Here is a 19,258-nt window from a genome sequence, read left to right as displayed (position 1 = left end):
CATCCCCTCGAAACGATAGAAAGGTGGTATGAGCGGAGTTTCCGGTCAGTCCGGGCAGGATGCGTCCGGCGCGTCCGATGCGTCCCTGCGGACCCCTCGGCCCGGTCGGCGCCGTCGGGCGGTAGCGCCGTGGCGGTCGGGCTCGCTGTTGAGCCTGCGCAGCCTCGCGGGTCAGGTCTTCCTGCTCCAGCTGGCGGTTGCGATGCTGCTCGTCGCCGCCGCCCTGGTGGCGCTCGTCGTGCAGGCGCAACGCGACGTGCGGGCGGACGCCCGAAACCGGACTCTCACCGTGGCGCAGACGTTCGCGAACGCCCCGGGGACCGTGGCGGCACTGAACAGCGCGAACCCGACCGCGGCGCTGCAGCCGCACGTCGAGGCGACCCAGCGGACCACCGGCGTGGACGCGGTCATCGTGTACGGGCTGAACGGGATCACCATCGCCCACAGCGACCCGCGCCTGGTCGGCAAACGCGTCATCGGGCCCTACGCGGCGGCGGCGACCGGGCAGCCGTTCACGAGTACGTTCCAGGGCGCACTGGGGCTCTCCGTGGTCTCGGCGGTGCCCGTCAAGGATCCCGGCGGTTCGGTCATTGCCATCGTCTCCGTGCCCGTCAGGGTCGAGAGGGTGCAGCACCGGGTGAACCAGCAGCTGCCGGTCCTCCTCGTCGGCGCCACCACCGCCCTGGTCGTCGCCGTGGGCGGGTCGGCCCTGGTGAGCCGGCGGCTGCGGCGGCAGACCCGCGGCCTGGGGCCGACCGAGATGACCCGGATGTACGAGCACCACGACGCGGTGCTGCACGCGGTGCGCGAAGGAGTGCTGATCGTCGGCGGTGACGGCCGGCTGCTGCTGGCCAACGACGAGGCCCGACGGCTGCTGGGCCTGCCGGCGGACGCGGAGCGGCGGCACATCACCGATCTGGGGCTGGACGAGGACCTCGCCGACCTGCTGGCCTCCGAGCGCCCCGCCACCGACGAGGTGTACCTGGCGGCCGACCGGCTGCTCGCGGTCAGCAAGCGGCTCACCGCACCGCACGGACCGGGCGGCAGCGTGGTCACGCTCCGGGACACCACCGAGCTGCGGGCCCTCACCGGCCGGGCGGAGGTGGCACGCGAACGGCTGCAGTCCCTCTACGACGCCGGAATGCGGATCGGCACCACGCTCGACGTGAAGCGCACGGCCGAGGAACTGGCCGAGGTGGCGGTGACCCGGTTCGCCGACGTCGCCACCGTCGATCTGCTGGACCCGGTCCTGCGCGGCGAGGAGATCGCCTGTGCGCCCGCCGAGATCACCGAGCTGCGCCGCAGCGCCGTCGCGGGACTCGACGCGGACCATCCCCTCCACCCCGTCGGCGAACTGATCCGGCCCGTCCCGGCCCACCCCGTCTGCGTGGCGATGGCCGAGGGCCGCCCGGTCCGGGTCGGGGACCTGGGCACCGCCGGCGCCTGGCAGGCCCAGCAGCCCGAAGGTGCCCGGCGGATCCTTGAGCACGGTATCCACTCCATGCTCGCGGTGCCCCTGCGCGCCCGCGGCGTGGTGCTGGGCGCGGTGGTCTACTGGCGCGCGCGGGGATCCCCGCCGTTCGAGGACGAGGACGTGTCCTTCGCCGAGGAGCTGGCCGCCCGGGCAGCGGTGTGCATCGACAACGCCCGCCGCTACACCCGCGAGCACTCCATGGCCGTCGCCCTCCAGCGCAGCCTGCTGCCCCGCGCACTGCCCCAGCAAGCCGCCCTGGAGGTCGCCTACCGCTATCTGCCGGCCCAGTCCGGGGTGGGCGGGGACTGGTTCGACGTCATCCCGCTGTCCGGTACCCGGGTGGCGCTGGTCGTCGGCGATGTCGTCGGCCACGGTCTGCACGCCGCGGCGACGATGGGCCGGCTGCGCACCGCCGTGCACAACTTCGCCGGCCTGGACATGCCCGTGGAGGAGCTGCTGGGCCGGCTGGACGAGCTGGTGGCACAGATCGACGCCGAGGAGGCCGGCGCGGCGGAGCACGAGCAGGACGTGATCACGGGGGCGACCTGCCAGTACGCCGTCTACGACCCCACCTCCGGGAGACTGGCCGTCGCCAGCGCCGGCCACCCCGGACCGGCGGTGGTCCGGCCCGACGGGACCGTCGACTTTCCCCGGCTGTCCGTCTCCCCGCCGCTGGGACTCGGCGCCGGCCTGCCGGTTGAGACCACCGAGCTCACCGTGCCCGAGGATGCCCGGCTGGTGCTCTACACCAACGGGCTGATCGAGGACCGCACCCGTGACCCGGACGCCGGCACGGCGGCCCTGCGCGACGCCCTGACCGGGCCCGCGCGCACGCCGGAGGCCACCTGCACGGCGGTGATGGAGGCCATGCTGTCCGACCGGCCCCGGGACGACATCGCGCTGCTGGTGGCCCGCACGCGCCGGCTCGGACCGGATCAGGTCGCCGAGTGGGAGGTGCCCCGTGACCCGGCGGCGGTGGCCCCGGTGCGCGCCGCCTGCGCCCGCCGGCTGACGGAATGGGGGCTGGAGCAGGTCGTCTTCACCGCCGAACTCATCCTCAGCGAGCTGATCACCAACGCCGTCCGCTACGGCGCCGAGCCCATCACCGTACGGCTGCTCCGCACGGAGCCGGACGGCAGCCCCGATGCGGGCACCCTGATCTTCGAGGTCGCCGACGGCAGCAGCACCTCGCCGCGGCTGCGCCGGGCCAAGGTCACCGACGAGGGCGGCCGCGGACTCTTCCTGGTCGCCCGCTTCGCCGAACGCTGGGGGACCCGCTACACCGCCACCGGCAAGGTCATCTGGGCCGAGCGGTCCCTGGCGCACGACGCCACACCGGAGGCGGAGGGACTCGGCGACTCCCTGCTCGACCAGTGGGACGACATCGCGCTGTAGAAGTGCCGTAGAAGACGGCGATCCCGGGCTTCCCGGACGGCATTCCGCCGTCGAGGCGGCCGGGTACCCTGGCCTCGATGACCATTTTGTCGATGTTTGTCGGCGCCGTGGAGCCGAACAGGCGGGGTGAGGTGACCGCCTCGTCCCCTCACGTCCGGGAGCAGCCGTGACCGTACCGTGTGCCCGAGCAGCGGCGGTCCTCGGCTGCTTCGCCCTCGCGGCACTCGGTGTGAGCGCGTGCGAGAGCGCACCGCCCGCCGGCCCCGTGAAGCCGTCGGCGGCCACGTCCGCCGAGAGCGTGGGCGGCCTGCGCGCGCTGATCGCCGCGGCGAGACACGAGGGCGCGCTCAGGGCGGTGGCGCTGCCGCGTGACTGGGCCGGCTACGGCAGTCTGATCGACGGCTTCGAGAAGAAGTACGGGATCAGGGTCACGGTCGAGAACCCGCTGGGCCACAGCGAGGACGAGATCGACGCCCTGGCGAAGAGGGGGAACCGGCCGACAGCGCCGGACGTGATCGACGTGGGCGACACGTTCGCCCGCAAAGCGGCGGAACAGAACCTTCTCGCACCGTACAAGGTGGCCGCCTTCGACCAGATCCCCGCCAATCAGAAGGACGCGAACGCCCGCTGGACCAACAACTACGGGGGTTACATCTCCATCGGCTGCGACGCCCATCGGGTCACCCCCTGTCCGCAGACCTTCGCCGATCTGCTGAAGCCCGCCTACCGGGGCAAGGTCGCGCTCGAAGGCGACCCGCCCCGGTCGGCCACCGCCTTCGCCAGCGTCTATGCGGCCGCGCTGGCGAACAACGGGTCGTTCGACGATGTCCAGCCCGGCCTCGACTTCTTCGCCGAACTCCACAAGCGCGGCAACTTCAACCCTGCCGACTCCGACTCGGCGACGATCACCAGCGGCCGGACCCCGGTCGGCATCAACTGGGACTACGTCAACCTCGGCTACGCCGACCAGCTCCGCGGCAAGGGCGTGAACTGGCAGGTCGCGATCCCGTTCGACGGCAGCTTCGCCCAGTACTACGCGCTGGCGGTCAACAGGCGCGCCCCGCACCCGGCGGCGGCCCGCCTGTGGCAGGAGTACCTCTTCAGTGCCGAGGGCCAGAACCTCCGGCTGCGCGCCTACGCCCGCCCGGTGCTCATGGACGTCATGCGGCAGGACGGCACCCTCGACAAGGCCACCGCGGCACGACTGCCGACGGTCGAGGGAACGCCGCAGTTCCCGTCGGACGCACAACTGGAGAAGGCGCGGGAGACGGTCACCCGGGGCTGGGCGAAGGCCGTCTCCGGCCGGCCGTGACGATCCCCGCCGCCCATGAGGGGTGCGACGAGCGGACCCGGTCGGGTGCGAGCCGCTCAGAGCCCGGGCGGCGGGCGTGGACGGCAGATCTCGCCCGTGCCCAGAGCGATGACGGCCCGGGGGCGCATCGGTTCGTCACCGTGCCGCGAGAGCAGGACCACGTCCTCGACCGTGGCCGACAGGGTGCCGAGCCGGGCGGCGCACTCGGCGGCGAGCCGCCGCGGGTCCTGTGTCCGGCCGAGCGACAGATGCGGGGTGAAACGGCCGCCACGGCCGCCGCAGAGCGGGAACCGCGCCTCCAGCGCCCTGTACAGCCGGGCCCAGGGCGCCGCGCCCGCCGACGCCGGATCGAGCCACACCGTCGCGTAGTGCCGGTGGCGGAAGTACCGCGCCCCGGCCAGTCGCGCCGGGAACGGCGCCGTCTGCGCCGCCCCGGCGCGCAGCAGCGGCAGCGCCCGCGCGAACTCCTCCTCCGGCACGAAGCCGAACAGCAGATTCACATGCGGCGGCCAGCGCCGTACCTGCGGATCGTGCTCCAGGCGGATCTCCTGGATCGCCGGCCAGAGCTCCGGCGGCGGCAGCCAGGCCACCGCCGTCCGGGGTGTCGGCGCCGCGGCGAGCACGTCCACCGGCTCGGCCCCGGCGGCATCCGCGATCCTGTCCACACCGCCATCCTCCGCGGCACGCCCCGCTCGGGTCCAGGGCTCAGGGCCGGGCCCGGGCGATGAGCAGCGCCACGTCGTCCTCACCGCCGGGCGAGCGCAGAAGCTCCAGGATGCGGTCGCAGGTGCACTCCAGATCGTGGCCGCAGGTCGCGGTGAGGGCGTCGAGGAGGGCGTCCAGGCGGGCATCGATGGGTTCGTTCCGGGTCTCGACCAGGCCGTCGGTGTACAGGACCAGCGCGTCGCCGGGGCGGAAGGCGATCGTGGCGGCCTCGAAGGGCACCCCGCCGACGCCCAGCGGCGCGCCGGTGGGCAGGTCCAGCAGCCGTGCCGCCCGCCCGGCACGCAGCAGGGCCGGGGGCAGATGGCCGGCGAGGCAGATCTCGCACTCGCCCCGGTGCGGATCGTAGACGCAGTAGATGCAGGTGGTGATGGTCTGCTCGATGCCTTCGGTGAGGCGGTCCAGGTGATGGAGGGCCTCGGCGGGGGCGAGGGACAGCTCGGCGAAGGCACGGGCGGCGCTGCGGAGTTGGCCCATGGTGGCGGCGGCGTTGATGCCGCTGCCCATGACGTCCCCGACGACCAGGGCGGTGCGGTCGCCCTGGAGCGGGACGGCGTCGTACCAGTCACCGCCGATCTCGCTCGCGGCGCCTGCGGGTTGGTAGCGGCAGGCGACCTCCAGGCCGGGCAGGTGCGACGGGCGCTCCGGAAGCAGGCTGCGCTGGAGGGTGAGGGCCGCATGACGCTGGGCCTGGTATCCGCGGGCGTTGTCGATGCACACCGCGGCTCGGGCGGCCAACTCGCCGGCGAGGAAGGCGTCGTCGTCGTCGAAGGGCACGGGATTGCGGGTGCGGACGAGGTCGAGGGCGCCCAGGACTTCGCCCCGGGCCAGGAGCGGCACGGCCAGATAGGAGTGAACGCCGCCCGCGGCGAGGGCGGAGGCGGCCTCGCCGTGCCGGGCGATGCGCTCCAGATCCTGACGGGTGGTGTGGGGCACCAGCACCGGTCGGCGGGTGCGCACGCAGCGGGTGATCAGGCGGTCGCTGTCGTAGATGGCGAGTTCCCCCGGCGGGTCGGCCGCGTGGACCGCCTCGGTGGCGTGGGCCGCGCTGACCGCGAGGGCGCGGAAGCGGGCGGGTCCCTCGTGCGGCGCGCTCCGGCAGTCGAGGGCGCTGTCGAGTACGTCCACGGCCGCCACGTCGGCCAGGTCCGGCACGACGACGTCCGCGAGCTCGCGCGCCGTCGTCTCCAGATCGAGGGTGGTACCCACACAGGCGGAGGCTCTGGCGATCAGTGCCAGCCGTTGCCGGGCCTGTGCCGCCTCGGCAGCGGCCCGGTGACGCTCGGTGACGTCGATGACGGAGTAGGCCAGTCCCAGCACCCGCCCGCCGGAGTCCTCCAGCCGGTAGTACGAGACGGACCAGGCATGCTCGTGGTCCGGGTCGCCGGGCGGATGACAGACGATGTCCCGGTCCACGACCGACTCGCCGGTCTCCAGGACACGGCGCAGACGTGCCTCGGGGTCCGTGTCCAGGAAGGTCAGGACCTCGCCGGCCGGCCGGCCCAGACGCTCGGCGGCGGACTGGCCGGTGATGCGTTCGAGAGCAGGGTTCACGGCCAGGTACCGCAGGTCCGGGTCCAGAATGGCCAGCCCGACCGGGGACTGGGACACCAGGCGCATGGCCAGGGCGGCATCTCGCTCGACCCGCTCCACGGCGGCCTGGTCCGCGATGAGGCCCAGGGCGTAGACGTCACCGAGGTCGTCCAGCAGTCGCATGTTGCGGAACTCCACCAGGCGGGTGCTGCCGTCCTTGCGCCGGATCGGGAACGCCCCCGCCCAGTCGGTGCCGGATTCCATGATCTCGGCGAACACCTTGATCACCGCGTCCCGGTGCTCCTCGTGGACGGTGAGCCGAGCCGCGTGCTGACCCAGCGCCTCCATCGCGGTGTAACCGAACAGCTCCTCGGCCTTCGGGCTCCAGAAGACCACCTGGCCCTGCGCGTTCAGCACCACCGCGGCGACGCTGAGCAGATCGAGCAGCCCGCTCGGGGGCGCGGCGGGACCCGCCACCGACCGGCCATGGCCTGCTCGGGAGGAGTCCATCGTGCCCATGCCTCATCGTCCTTCCCGCTCGGCGCCTCGGCGCTTGCCGTACCGGCGGGTGTGCTGCCTTCATCCATCGTCGGCCCAGAACCCGTCGACATACACCTGGACCGGCTGCCGGCACCGGCCGGTGGCACCGGCGGCAGCCGGCGTCTCAGGGGCCGTCCGGCCGGGCGACGGCCCGGCGGAGCCGGTCCAGCGAGGGCAGGCCGACGACGCGGCACGACAGACTCGGTTCCTCGCCCGGGCGGGCGAACGGATCGGTGCCGTCGACCAGCAGCGTCGGTGAGCCGTGCATGCCCAGGTGCTCGGCCTCCTCCGGGTCGGTCACCTCGCGCCAGGTCACGGTGACGTCGTCACGCCCCTCCAGGGCGAGGGTCAGGCGCTCGTGCAGCGGCGCGGTGTGCGGGCACGCCGGCACGACCAGGACCGTCAGTTCCATGACCGCAGCGTAGCTCCGCGCGGGGACGCCGCTCACGGGTGCGTACCGGACCGCTCGTCCACACCGCCGCCGGCACCGGCCCCGCAGGTGGTGTTCCCCGACCAGCGGGACGCTCGCCCGGATCGCGCCCGGCACCCAGCGCGCCCGCGGTCCGGGCCAGGAGGAGGACGGTGACGCAGACGGTGGTGATCAGGACGAGTAGCGCGTGCAGATTTGCCATGCCTCCAGGCTGCTCCGCGGCACGGCCGATCACCACAACCCACGGGTCGATGGAGAGGCCTCCACCGGTCTCCGTCCACGGGTGGAGAGCCCCTGAGTGCTCGGTCAACTCCCCTCGCCGATCACGGCGGTTCGGGCGTGTCCCGGTGATGCCGCTGCTAGCCTGCGCGCAGAGGCCCCGGGCGGTGCCCGAGCGGAACCCGCGTGGGGCAGGGAGGAGCTGACCGCCGTGGTCGAAGCGTTCGCCGTGTACCGGGACGCCCTGCGCGAGGCGTGGGGCGACTGGTGGCTGACCTGGCCCCTGCTCCAGGACGTGGCCGTCGGGGACGTCCTGCACGACGCCCGGGGTTCCGTCCGCACGGCCGGGACGCTGGGCGACCGGCGGATCACGTGCGAGGAGACGGCACCCGCGGCCCGGGGTTCGTTCGTGTACGACGCCGGGGGCGGGATCGACCTGCGTTTCAAGGCGTCCGGCGCCACCGACCCGCTGTTCTCGGCCCTCGTCGACGCGGACGCCGGTGTGCTGCTGCGGTTCGCCCGGGAGCGGGCGGCGCTGGTGGCGTACCGCGGCATGACCGGCAGCGGGGTCACGGACACCCGTGCCCTGGCCCGCGCGCTCGTGCGCCGCTACTGGGAGGGCCGGTGGGACGCGGAGCTGCTCGCCGTGACCGAGGTGGTCCGGGCCGAGGCCGCCGCCGTGCTCGTGGCCGCCGGTGCGGGAGCGGCCGTCGAGCTGCGTCTGACCACGTCCGCGGGCGTCGGCCCGCTGTCCCTGCTCGACCTCGCCGGCGCGGCACGGATCGCGGGCAGCCGGCACCTGGGCTTCCAGTGGATCGGCGCGTGCGTCACGCCGCTCCACCGCGTCGTACGGCTGCGGACCACCTGGCTCGGCGGGGTGCGCGAGGAGTACGGGCCGGTCCAGCCCGGGCGCGGCCTGGACGCGGAGCCCGTACCGCCCCTCCTGCTGGAGCAGGCCGGCGACGACCCCGCCGCCGTCCTCGAATCCCCGCCCCAGCCCCTCCCGGCGGCGGAGCCGACGACGGCCCCGGCCCAGGACGCCCCCTGACCTCCCCCGCCCGGCGCACCGCCGTCCGTGAGCACGCCGTCGCCGGGCTGGAGGCGGAGCTGCGTCAGTGGGAGGCGGTGAGCCGCGCGGGCGGGCCGCTGGAGAAGCACCGCAGTCAACTCGACGCGGTCGGCGTGCTGTTGGGTGCCGCGGTGGCCGACGTGCGCGTCCGGCTCACGGACGGGCGCGCCTGCGAGGTGCCGGGCCGGGTGCTGGACCTGCACCACGTGTGGGATTTCTACCGCACCCGGTTCATGCTGCGCCACGTGCGCGCGTACCGCCGCTTCCTGGACGTCGCCGACGAGCTGGCCTGGGAGACGTACGGCCCGGTCGTACGGCTCCCCGGCGCCCGGCCCAAGGAGCCGCCGCTCGTCGGGTTCAGCCGGGCGGCCTCGCCGCGGGCGCACCGCAGGGGCGGCGCCTACCACGATCTGCTGCCCCGGGGCGGCATCCACACCCCCGAGGGGCGGGCGGCCGCGGCCCGGCTGCCGTTCCCGGTGATCGACGTGCCCTGGTCCTTCGGCTCCCATCTGCCCGCCCTGCTGACCGTGGCACACGAGGCCGCCCACCACATCGACGACGACTGCGGCCTCGGCACGGAGATCCGCGAGCGGGTCGCGGGCGCCCCGCTGGCGCCGGACCGCCGCGCGCACTGGGTGCGCTGGGCGGGCGAGGCGTTCGCCGACGTGTGCGCCGCCGTGCTGTGCGGCCCCGCCTACGCCGCCGTACTCGCCGACCTGCTCGACAGCGGCGACGGCGAATGCGGCGACGGCGGTGAAAGTGGCGTGGACGAACGGGACTTCGACGGCCCGCACCCACCCCCGGCAGCCCGCCTACGGCTGGCCGCTGCCGCCGCCCGCCTCGCCGGACACCCGGACGCGCAGGCCGGGGATGTCGAGGACGGCAAGGACAACGCGTACGGCCAGGAAGCGGCCGTCGTGGCACGGGCGTTGACGACGGGCGGCTGGTCCGGGCTGCACGGGCTGTCGCTCGCCGGACTGCTCGTCCCGGAGCGCGCGTCCGCCGGCGCGACCGTGTCCGAGGGGGCCCGGCGGCTGCTGGCCGGGGGCCCGTCCCGGTGCTCCTCGGCGGCCGGGGTGCTGGCCGCGGCCGCCCTGGCCTTCCGGTGCGACCCGACCGCGTACGACCGGCGTGACGTCGGCGAGCGTGCCGTCACCGAGGTGCTGGCACTGCGGGCGTCCGGCACCCGTGCAGGCGCCGGACCGGAACCACCGGACGAGCAACGGCACAGCAGCACACACGGGGCGGCGGGCCTTGCCGTGCTCGCCGCGCTCGACGCCGTGGAGGAGTCAACTCATCGTTGATCATGGCGAGTTGGCGGTACATCAGAGGTACGCTGGCGGTGGCGTGCCGACCGGACGGGGGACGGCGGATGGGGATGCGGTGGACACCGGCGGTCCTGCAGCGCGAGCGGCACGGGAGGGTGCAGTGCCTGCTGTGTCCCTTCCGGTGTGCGCTGAAGGACGGCGAGACGGGGCTGTGCGGGGTGCGCCGCCGCTCCGGTGACCGGCTGGAGACGGCGACGTTCGCGTCGTCCGTACGGCACTGGGACACCGTCGAGCGCAAGCCGCTCTTCCACTACCGCCCGGGCACACCCTGTCTCACCCTGGCGGCACCCGGCTGCACCTTCGCCTGCGACTACTGCATCAACCACCGCATGTCCCAGTACGGCCGCGAGGACTCCGTCCGCTGGGACGCCGAGCCGGTCGACCCCGAGGACGTGACCGCGGAGGCCGCCGCGCGCGGGGGCTGTGTCGCGATCTCGTACACCGAGCCCTCGCTGGCCATCGAACTCACGGCCGCGCTCGCCGAGTCGGGCCGCCCGCTCGGGGTGGACGTGGTCTGGAAGAGCAACGGCTTCCTCACCCCCGAGGCCGTCGACCTCGCGGCGCGCCACGTCGCCGCCGTCAACGTCGACGTGAAGACCCTCGACGAACGCGACCACCGCGAACTCACCGGCGCCCGGCCCGGACCCGTCCTCGACACCCTCGCGGGCCTGCGGGAGCGCGGGGTCTGGGTGGAGGTGTCGACCCCGCTGATCCCCGGCCTCACCGCCGGGCCCGGCACACTGCGCCCGATCGCCCGGGCGCTCGCCGCGCTGGACCCCGCGATCCCCTGGCATCTGGTCCGCGCCACCCCCGCCCACCGCCGCACCGGCCACGCGCCCACCCCGGTGGCCGACCTGGCGGCCGGGGTGCGGATCGGGCACGAGGCGGGGCTGCGGCACGTGTACGTGGAGCGGGCCCTCGGCGCGGACGGCCGGGCCACGCGGTGCGCGGGATGCCGTACGACCGTGGTGGCCCGGGACGTCTGGGCGCTGGGCCGGAACGTTCTCGACGACGGCAGGTGCCCGCGGTGCGGCACCGTGGCGGAAGGACGATGGTGAGGCGATGACCGAGTACCGGATGGTCGAGCACATCCCCGACCTGATCCAGCCCGAGGAGTACGAGGAACATCCCGAGGGGCGACTGGTGCGGATCAGCATCCGTGTCGACGGCGACGGGGTCCAGGTGCTCGGCGACGCCTTCCGGCCCGAGGTGCTGGAGCAGTTGCTGGAGCGGCTGGGCCCCGACGCGATCGAGCAGATGCTCTGCGGCTGAGCGACGGCACGGGACTCAGTCGTCCGACAGCAGTGCCGTCAGCGCCGCCCGCAGGTCCTCCGGGGCGGGTTCGGGCGCCAGCACCTGGCGGTGCCGGGCGGGCTCACGCCACGGGACGCCCGGGTAGTGCACGCGCAGTTCGCGCAGTCCGGGCCGGGGCACGGGCCGTAGGTAGGGGTGCGACAGCAGGACCATCCGGGGCGGCCCGGACAGGTCGGCGGTGAGCCGGGCCGCGACCACCTCGGCCTCGCGGAACGCGGTCGGCACATCGCCCGCCGACAGCGGTCCGGCGGCCCACACATGGACCAGGTCCTCCGGGCCGAGCAGCAGCCGGGACCGCCAGGGCTCACCGAGCGGAACGAGCGCGCAGGGCCGGCCGAGCCGGAGCACCGTAACGGCCATCAGATGGGCGGCCAGCCGCAGCACGGAGCCGACCTTGCCGTGCGTGGCGGGGGTGTCGTCCAGCACCAGCACCAGTCCGTGCGGATCGCGTGGCAGCCGGCCGCTGCTGGTGCGGTACAGCAGCTCGTCCCGGGCGTGCCGGGCCCGCAACAGATCGATGGGCAGGGCGAGTTGGGTGGGCAGCAGCCGGGTGGCGGGGCCGTGCCGGGCCAGTCCGGAGCGGCCGGTGCCGCCGGCGCCGCCCATGGCGAGCCCGGTGTCGCCGTCCAGGAGACGCAGGCCGAGCAGGGCGCGCTGGGCGGGGCCGGGCGGGGTGAGGGAGAGGCGCAGGAGGCGCATCCGGGCGGGCAGTGTGGGATCGACGGCGACCGCCTCGGGGCCCAGGATGCGCAGGAGGGCCACCAGCCGGTCGTCCACCGTGCCCAGGGCGGCGGTCAGTTCGGTCAGCGCCGGTGCGGAGGCGCGGGCGGGGATCGAGGAGCCGGTCAGCGCCCGGCCCAGCGCCTGGGCGAGGTCGGCCGGGGTGACCTCGGGCGGGGCCAGGTACGCCGGCGCGGCGGGCAGGTCCGCCACCAGCAGCAGCGCCAGTCCCGCCAACGCGGGCCCCGGCCAGCCCAGTTCGCGCAGTGCGTGCAGGCCGCGGTGGTCGGCGAGGGCGCGCAGCCGGGGCGGGACAGTGCCGCGCAGCAGGGCCAGGACGTCGCCGAGCAGGTCCAGCGGTACGCCGAAGCCGTGGACGGCCGCCAGCACCCCGAGGCGTACCAGTTCCTCCTGGCCGTTCGGCGCGACCGGCGCGGCGGCGGTGCGCGGGCCGCCGGTGAACAGCTCCCACAGGACCGCGGCGCCCGAGTTGTAGGTGGCCGCGAGCTGGTCGCCGACCGGTGACCAGCGCAGCGTCCACAGATGCCCGCCGACCCCGTCCGGGGGCACGAGCACGCGGATGCGGCGTGGTTCCTCGGTGTCCCAGACCTCGGCCACGGAGTCCTGTTCGGCGGTGGCGAAGGCCAGCAGCCGGGAGTCGGCGCACCAGGACAGCGCGGGCGCCCAGTCCCGGCCGCCGGCCTCGCCGAACGTCCGCAGGCGCTGCCAGGTACCGGTGTCCCAGACCACGACCGGGCCGCCGGCGCTGCCCGCTGTCGCGGCGAGCCGGCTGCCGTCCGGGGACCAGGCCACCCGGCACACCAGGGCCCGCGGGTCGGGCCAGTCGAGCACGTGCACCCGTCGGCAGCGGCCGCCCGCGCCGACGCCCCAGACGACGACACGGCCGCGGGTGCCGGCGGCGAGCAGCCGGCCGTCCGGGGACCAGGCGGGCCGGCGCACCCCGTCCTCGACGGGCAGCCGCTGCGGTCCGCCGGCACCCGGGCCGAGGTCGTGCACCTGCAACATCCGCGGGTCGGCGCCCGGTTCGGGCACCGCCCAGCGCAGCGGGCGCACCGGGTCGGCGCTGACCGCCTGCCCCGCGGTGCGCTCGGCGAGCACGGTGCCGTCGCGCGGGTCCACGAGGCGGTTGACGCCCTGTTCGTAGTGGGCGGCCAGGACCAGCACCGGGCGGTCGCCGGCCAGGCAGGCGGCGTCGTACCAGCCGTGCGGGAAGCTCGGCACGGGTGCCGAGCCGTGCGGTTCGGTGGCGTCGGCGGCGTAGGCCAGGATGCGGCCGGGGCCGGACTCGCACCAGTGGCCGGCGCCGTCGGGCGACCAGACCAGGGCGGGTGCGACACAGCCGGTCCCCGCCTCGGGCAGCCGCAGCGCGCGCAGCACGCCCGGGGGCCGTTCCCCGGTGCGGGTGTGGACCTTGCCGACGGTCACGCCCATCGCGTTGGCCCAGCGGTGCAGCGCGGCCGGGGCGCGGCGCCGGTGCGAGCGCGGTACGGCGCCGGTCGGCTCCCACACCGCGACCGTGTCGGGATCGAGCCGGGCGGCGAACAGTCCGCTGGCGGACAGGCTCAGTTCGCCGGGGCCGGTGACCCGGCCGGGCAGCTGTCCGAGGAGGTCCAGGCGCGGGCCGAGGACGCGCAGGCCCTCCAGCGCGGAGCCGGCGACCAGCAGGGAGCCGTCGTGGCTGAACGTCAGCGCGTTCATCCGGTACGGCACGAACTCGCGGCCCAGCTCCCGGCCGGAGCCGGGATCCAGCAGCCGCAGCCCCGCGTAGTCCTCGACGGCGATCGTCCGGCCCTCCGGGGAGCAGGCGACCCGGCGCAGGCCCTCGAACAGCCCGCCGAGGGTGCCGGTCATGGTGCCGCCGTGCGGTTCCCACAGCTGCGCGGAGGTCGCGGTGGCCACGCACAGGGTGTCCTGGCGGCCCGGGATCCAGCACACCTCCACCACCGGGTCGACCCCGCGCAGCCGGGTCACCGTGCCGTCGGCGCGGCCGAGCAGCAGCACGTCGCCCGAGCCCAGCCCGGCCGCGAGGTGCCGGGCGTCGGGCGACAGGGCGAGGGCCGTGATCTCGCCCTCGGTGTGCAGCGCGGCGGGGAGTTCCACGGCGTCGCCGGTGTCGGCGTCCAGCAGGACCGCGCGGCCCGCGCCGAGCATGAACAGGCGGTCGCCGTCGGGGCTCCACACGGCCGCGTCGGTGCCGGAGTGCCGGACGGTGCCGGGGGTCGGGCCGGGCCAGGGCAGCCGCCACACGACGCGCCCCTCGTCGTCGTAGCGCACGACGTCCTCGGCGTGCACCACGACGAGTCCGGTGCCGTCGGGCGACAGGCACAGGCAGCGGGCGTCCGGCGCGGGCACGGTGAGGATCTGCTGGGCGTTCCAGGCGCCGGCGGCCGGTGTGCTCACCGGCCCTCGCCCAGCTCGGCGGCGGCCCGCTCGTACATCTGCGCGGCGCGCTGGAAGTGGCCCGCCTGTTCGAGGAGTTCGGCGGCCTCGCGGTACTCGCCGCGCAGGGAGTGCTCCATGGCGGCCTGGTTGAGCCGGCGCCGCTCGGCCTCGGGGGTGCGGGGCGCGGCCGGGGCGGCGGGCTCGGGGGCGGGTACGGCGGCGGCGACCCGGTCCAGCAACTCCCGTGCGGGGCCGGACAGTCCGGCGGCGAAGGCGGGCGGTTCGGGCACCCACAGGTGCCAGGCCGGCCGTACGTCCTCCAGGCGCAGCCGCCAGGCGCCGTCCCGGCACAGCACGGTGACGACGTCGGGGCCGAGGCCGAGCACCTCGTCGCGTGCGGTGTCGGGCAGCGGCGGGTTGAGCACGCAGCCGCTCTCCAGGTACAGGGCGCCGGGTCCGGCCTGGTAGACGGGGACGCCGAAGGGCAGGGTCTGGCAGAGTCCGGGGGGTTCGGTCACCAGGTGGCGGCCCGGTCCGAAGGCGATCACGGCGGTCTCGTGCAGCGGCCGGGAGCGCAGGAAGCGGCGCAGCAGGGCGAGTTCGGCGTCCGCGATCAGCACGGCGTCGACCCGGTGCGGGGCGCGGGCGCTGGTCACCAGGCGGACCGGCACGGCGGGACCGAGGGGCGGCACGGGCACGGAGGTGCGCGCGGGCTCCCCGGTGGCCAGCACCGGGCGCGCGTCGAGGAGTTCGCCCGGCCGCTCGTCGTCACTGGGCCGCCACTGCCACGGCATGCCGGACCCGGCGCGCTCCACGACGAGGTGCCGTCCGAGCGGGATGTCCTCCAGCAGCACGGCGTCGTCCAGGGGCAGTCGCAGCCGCAGGTCGATCAGGAGCCGGCAGTCCGGGTCCGCCGCCCGGCAGGCCACCGTCCCGGGCAGTCGGCCGCACGCCTCGACCAGTCCGGCGGGTACGGCGCCGGACGGGGCGCTCAGCCGCAGCAGCAGCCAGCCCGGGTCGCGCCCGCCGTCCCGGCCGATCCGCTCCACGGGCTGGAAGGTGATCGCCACCCCGGTGGCCAGGCAGCGGCGCAGCAGCCAGCGGGCGAGGGCGCCCGGGGCGAGGACCGTGACCTCCCTGAGCCCGGGGGGCGGGGTGTCCTCGGGGCTGTGCGCGGCGAGTTCGGCGAGGCCGAACTTGTCCCATCCGGCGACGGTGGACAGGTGCCCGACAGCCCGTGCGGACCGCCCCGCGGGTCCGTCGTGGCCGTGCGCCGTGTCGTGGCCGGGCGCCGAGCCGTGCCCCGGCAGCCCGTCGGGCCACAGCAGGCCGTCGGCGTCGGCGTGGCAGGCCAGGCCGCCGTAGGCGGGGGCGAGGGCGAGGGCGGGCTGTTGTCCGGGGTGGAGCAGGGTCCACACGGAGTGGTCGTGGGGCGATCTGCGCAGCGCCCGCGGGCCCAGTTCCACCGTGGCCGCGACATGCCCGAGGGCTGCGCGGGCGGAGGGGAAGCGGACCGCGACCGACCAGGCCGGGGATTCACCGCGCTCGCCCGGGTCGGCGGACGGGGGGTCGTCGGGCGGCGCGGGCGGCCCGTCGTGACCGCCGGGGATCACGGGGACCGCGGTGAAGCGGGGCGGCGGCACCTCCGCGGGCCCGGCGGGCGGTGGCGGCGCGGACGGCTGGGGCGGCGCGGACTGCTGCGCGGGAAAGACGAACGGGAACGGACGCTTCTTGCGCCGCCAAGGAGTGGTCATGGGTCCCCCGATGAGTGGATCTGGTGCTGCCGCCGCGCGCTCGCCTAAGCCGGGACCGGGTGCGGTACCGGGTCCGGCGGTGCGGTTCCGGTGGGTACGCCGGTGGTGTCGCCCAGGTGCTCCGCGGCCCAGTGCTGCCAGCGCTCGGCGCAGCCGCCGACACCGGCCCGGTAGGAGGCGGCGAAGACGAGGGCGCCGAGGTCCGGGCGGTGGATCAGGCCGGCCGCGACGACCGCCCACCGCTCGACGTCGGCCCGCTCCCGGGCCGGGGTGAGCGTGCCGATGCGCTCCGGCACCTCCGCCAGGGTGTGCAGCAGGGGTCCGCTGTCGCCGTAGGCCCGGGCGGCGGCGAGCTGCCGGCCGAGCCGGCGCCGCAGTTGCCCGCCCGGGGTCTGCGCCCGTGCGGTGGCGAACAGCTGCTCGGCGGTGGCGAAGGACCGGGTGAGGGTGACCAGGGTGAATCCGGCGCGCAGCAGGTCACCGCCCGCCTCGAAGCACGCGGCGGCCTCCTCGTAGCGGTGTGCGGACAGCAGGCACTCGGCGGCCCGGGTCGGCCGGCGGGCGCGCTGCCAGCAGTCGGCGGCGCGCGTCACGTCGCCCGCCTGTTCCCACAGTTCGGCCGCCTTCAGCGGGTGGCCGGCCTCGTCGTGGCAGCGGGCGGCCTGGGCGTAGTCGCCGGTCTGCTCGTAGCAGTGGGCGGCGCGCACCAACAGGTCGGGCGGTCGCGTCCTCACTGGAGGCGTTCCCGCTCGGGGGGCGCCTCGCCCGGCTGGTCCCGCTCGTGCGGCCGTGGCGGCTCGGGCACCGGCTCCCGGCCGGGTACGACCTCCTCGACACCGGGCCTGCGGTCCAGCACCCGCCCGATGCCGTGGGCGATCTCGTCGTGGGTGGCGTCGTGGTCGCCGACCCGGGTGGCGCGGCCGATGTCGTCCACCCGGAACAGCTCGACCTCGCCGGTCTCGGCGTTGTACCGGAACTCGACCCTGACCCGCATCGCTCAGGCCTCCATCTCGAACTGAATGTTGAGCATCCCGTCCGACTCGTCGACCCGCAGGTCCTGTACGCCGTGTTCGCGGGCGTACGTCACGATGGCGTCGCGGTAGGCCACGGCCAGCACCTCGTGCACGGGGCGCAGGAGGCCGGTGCGGGTGTCGCGCAGCCGGACCGCGGCGTCGCGTTCGAGTTCCTCGCGGCGCCGGCCGGCGCCGGCGGCGGCCCGGCGTTCGGCCTCGGCGCGGGCCTCGGCGTCGATGTCGTCGCGCTGGCCGGCGAGTTGGCGCTGTCCGGCGAGGCGCTGCTGTTCCTCCTCGCGCGCGATCTGTTCGGCGGCCTCGCGGTCGGCGCGTTCCTGGGCCTGCATCCGGGCGGTGCGCTCGGCCACCGACCGGCTCAGGCCGCCCCAGCTGTCGTCGTAGTAGCGCGCGCTCTCCTCGGCGACGGCGTTCACCTCCACCGTGCCCCGCAGGGTGCGGGTCACCTCGGCCTCGGCGGTGACGACGTCGGTGAGCCGGGCGGTCATCTCGATCTCGCCGGTGGCGAGGTGGTAGACGACGGTGCCGTGGTCGGTGTCGAGCCGGTAGGCGTCGTCCTGCCAGGTCCAGCGGGTGTCGGCGCCCAGCGCGGACTCGAAGGCCTTGCGGGCCGGGACACCGAGCAGAGTCCCGAACTCCTGGCGCAGGGTGGCCTCCGCGGCCACCTCGGTGCTGGCGCTGGCCGTGCGGCTGATCTCCTCCTGCCACATGCGGGTGAGCCGGCTGGAGGCCCGGACGCGGACGCGTCGGGGATTGCACATGGTGGGGTACCCCCTTGGGTGTTCCCGCCCTCACTCGAACTGGTCGAGCAGGGCGTTCACTTCGGCAATGATACGAGACAGCTCTGCCTCGGTCCCGGTGTTCACCGGCGGATGTTCTCGCAACTCCCGTGCCAGGTCGGCGAGTTTGTGCAGTCCTTCGACGACGCTCCACTCGCTGGGCTGCCGTTCGCTTCTGAGCGGCGCGCCGATCTCGCGGGCGTCGAGCAGGATCTCGTGGTCGGAGCGGCGGCGCCGGGCCGGTTCCCCGCCGTGCTTCTCGACGACGGCCTGGACGGCCTCCTCGACGGTGGTGCGGTCGGCCGGGTCGGTCCAGATGTGGGCCAGCGGCCACAGGTCGGCCGGCGCGGCGGTGCGCGACTCGCGCAGCAGCGCGGCCGCGGCGACCAGCTTCAGGCTGCGCACCAGCCGGCGGTCCGAGAGCCGTACGCCCTGGATCAGCAACTGCCGTACCAGTTCCCGGTGTTCACCGAGGACGGGGTCCAGGTCGACGTCCCGCAGCCGGAGGGTGAGGCGGCCGAGCCGTTCGACGGTGAGCGTGCCCGAGCCGTCGTCGGTACCGGCCGGGACGGGGGCGCCCGTGCGCCGTGCCTCTTCGGCCGTGTGCACGGCCTCGGTGAAGCGGCGGGTCTCGTGGCCCCAGCCCACCTGGAGCAGCCGTTCCAGGTCGGTGCCGCCGACCGGTTCGACCTGGAGGCGGAGCAGGAAGCGGTCGGAGAAGGCGGTCAGGCCCGGGTCGTCCGGTATCTCGTTGGTGGCGCCGAGCAGGCTGATCAACGGGGCGCTCTGGGCCGCCGCGCCGTTGTGGTAGCGGCGCTCGTTGAGCAGGGTCAGCAGGGTGTTGAGGATGGCGCTGCTGCCCTGGAACACCTCGTCCAGGAAGACGAGTTCGGCCGTCGGCAGCATGCCCTCGGTGCGCACCTGGTAGGTGCCCTCGCGGAACCGCTCGAAGTCCAGCGCGCCGAAGATCTCCGACGGTTCCGTGAACCGGGTGAGCAGATAGCTGAACCGGCGGGCCTCGACGTGCCGGGCGAGGGCGGAGATCAGCTCGCTCTTGGCGGTGCCGGTGGGACCGAGCAGCAGCGCGTGTTCCCGGCAGACCACGGCGAGTTGCAGCAGTCGTACGGCCCGCTCACGGCCGACGAACTCGTCGCCGAGCCGTCGCCGTACGTACTCCAGGTCCCTGATGGTGTCGACGGTGTCCTGGCCCCAGCTCACCGCGCCTCCTGCCTCG

General features: G+C 75.1%; 15 protein-coding genes. 6 read left to right on the top strand and 9 right to left on the bottom strand.

The genetic code is table 11. The features are described from left to right. The first annotated feature begins 28 nt into the window (after window positions 1-28). Complete coding sequence (locus ACFC8N_RS31130; protein ID WP_376291584.1) at window positions 29-2,869, top strand: SpoIIE family protein phosphatase; 2,841 nt, start codon at window positions 29-31, stop codon at window positions 2,867-2,869. A gap of 166 nt (window positions 2,870-3,035) precedes the next feature. Further along, window positions 3,036-4,181, top strand: a complete 1,146-nt coding sequence (locus ACFC8N_RS31125; RefSeq protein ID WP_376291582.1) for an extracellular solute-binding protein — start codon at window positions 3,036-3,038, stop codon at window positions 4,179-4,181. Window positions 4,182-4,237: 56 nt separating this feature from the next. Here ACFC8N_RS31125 and ACFC8N_RS31120 read toward each other — a convergent pair whose 3' ends face one another. From ACFC8N_RS31120 to ACFC8N_RS31110, 3 genes are all read right to left on the bottom strand, one after another. Further along, the gene (locus ACFC8N_RS31120; RefSeq protein WP_376291579.1) at window positions 4,238-4,846 is read right to left on the bottom strand and encodes a 2'-5' RNA ligase family protein; all 609 of its coding nucleotides are present in this window, start codon (window positions 4,844-4,846) and stop codon (window positions 4,238-4,240) included. A 40-nt stretch (window positions 4,847-4,886) separates the two neighbouring features. Further along, window positions 4,887-6,956: a SpoIIE family protein phosphatase gene (locus ACFC8N_RS31115; RefSeq protein WP_376291577.1), complete on the bottom strand. Its 2,070-nt coding sequence runs from the start codon at window positions 6,954-6,956 to the stop codon at window positions 4,887-4,889. A 145-nt stretch (window positions 6,957-7,101) separates the two neighbouring features. Next, window positions 7,102-7,389: a hypothetical protein gene (locus ACFC8N_RS31110; protein WP_376291574.1), complete on the bottom strand. Its 288-nt coding sequence runs from the start codon at window positions 7,387-7,389 to the stop codon at window positions 7,102-7,104. Between the two features lie 448 nt (window positions 7,390-7,837). On the opposite strand from ACFC8N_RS31110, the gene ACFC8N_RS31105 reads away from it, so the two are divergent. From ACFC8N_RS31105 to ACFC8N_RS31090, 4 genes are all read left to right on the top strand, one after another. After that, the gene (locus tag ACFC8N_RS31105; RefSeq protein WP_376291572.1) at window positions 7,838-8,674 is read left to right on the top strand and encodes a hypothetical protein; all 837 of its coding nucleotides are present in this window, start codon (window positions 7,838-7,840) and stop codon (window positions 8,672-8,674) included. Window positions 8,675-8,751: 77 nt separating this feature from the next. Next, complete coding sequence (locus ACFC8N_RS31100) at window positions 8,752-9,999, top strand: hypothetical protein (RefSeq protein ID WP_376291570.1); 1,248 nt, start codon at window positions 8,752-8,754, stop codon at window positions 9,997-9,999. Window positions 10,000-10,073: 74 nt separating this feature from the next. Beyond that, window positions 10,074-11,081 carry an AmmeMemoRadiSam system radical SAM enzyme gene (gene amrS / locus ACFC8N_RS31095; RefSeq protein ID WP_356034646.1) on the top strand — a complete coding sequence of 336 codons (1,008 nt, stop codon included), beginning with the start codon at window positions 10,074-10,076 and terminating at the stop codon, window positions 11,079-11,081. A 4-nt stretch (window positions 11,082-11,085) separates the two neighbouring features. Next, on the top strand, window positions 11,086-11,295 hold the full coding sequence (locus ACFC8N_RS31090; RefSeq protein WP_071384068.1) for a radical SAM-modified peptide, FtsH ternary system-associated: 210 nt from the start codon (window positions 11,086-11,088) through the stop codon (window positions 11,293-11,295). Window positions 11,296-11,310: 15 nt separating this feature from the next. Here the strand turns inward: ACFC8N_RS31090 and ACFC8N_RS31085 are convergent, their stop codons facing one another. The 6 genes from ACFC8N_RS31085 to ACFC8N_RS31060 are packed head-to-tail and all read right to left on the bottom strand — an operon-like array spanning window position 11,311 to window position 19,242. Further along, window positions 11,311-14,478 (bottom strand): WD40 repeat domain-containing protein, encoded by a 3,168-nt coding sequence (locus tag ACFC8N_RS31085; protein ID WP_376291567.1) that lies wholly within the window; start codon window positions 14,476-14,478, stop codon window positions 11,311-11,313. Continuing rightward, on the bottom strand, window positions 14,475-16,214 hold the full coding sequence (locus ACFC8N_RS31080; protein ID WP_376291565.1) for a hypothetical protein: 1,740 nt from the start codon (window positions 16,212-16,214) through the stop codon (window positions 14,475-14,477). The genes ACFC8N_RS31085 and ACFC8N_RS31080 overlap by 4 nt, the downstream gene beginning before the upstream one ends. Window positions 16,215-16,258: 44 nt before the next feature. Beyond that, complete coding sequence (locus ACFC8N_RS31075) at window positions 16,259-16,948, bottom strand: hypothetical protein (protein WP_376291562.1); 690 nt, start codon at window positions 16,946-16,948, stop codon at window positions 16,259-16,261. Beyond that, complete coding sequence (locus tag ACFC8N_RS31070; RefSeq protein ID WP_356034638.1) at window positions 16,945-17,208, bottom strand: hypothetical protein; 264 nt, start codon at window positions 17,206-17,208, stop codon at window positions 16,945-16,947. Before ACFC8N_RS31070 ends, ACFC8N_RS31075 begins: the two co-directional genes overlap by 4 nt. Before the next feature lie 3 nt (window positions 17,209-17,211). Beyond that, a complete protein-coding gene (locus tag ACFC8N_RS31065) occupies window positions 17,212-18,006 on the bottom strand; it encodes a hypothetical protein (RefSeq protein WP_376291559.1) in 795 nt (264 codons plus the stop codon). A 30-nt stretch (window positions 18,007-18,036) separates the two neighbouring features. Continuing rightward, complete coding sequence (locus ACFC8N_RS31060) at window positions 18,037-19,242, bottom strand: AAA family ATPase (protein WP_376291557.1); 1,206 nt, start codon at window positions 19,240-19,242, stop codon at window positions 18,037-18,039. Between the last annotated feature and the right edge of the window lie 16 nt (window positions 19,243-19,258).

It is taken from the genome of Streptomyces sp. NPDC055966 (assembly GCF_042269865.1).
Lineage (GTDB): Bacteria > Actinomycetota > Actinomycetes > Streptomycetales > Streptomycetaceae > Streptomyces.
This window is presented reverse-complemented; position numbering and strand designations above follow the sequence as displayed.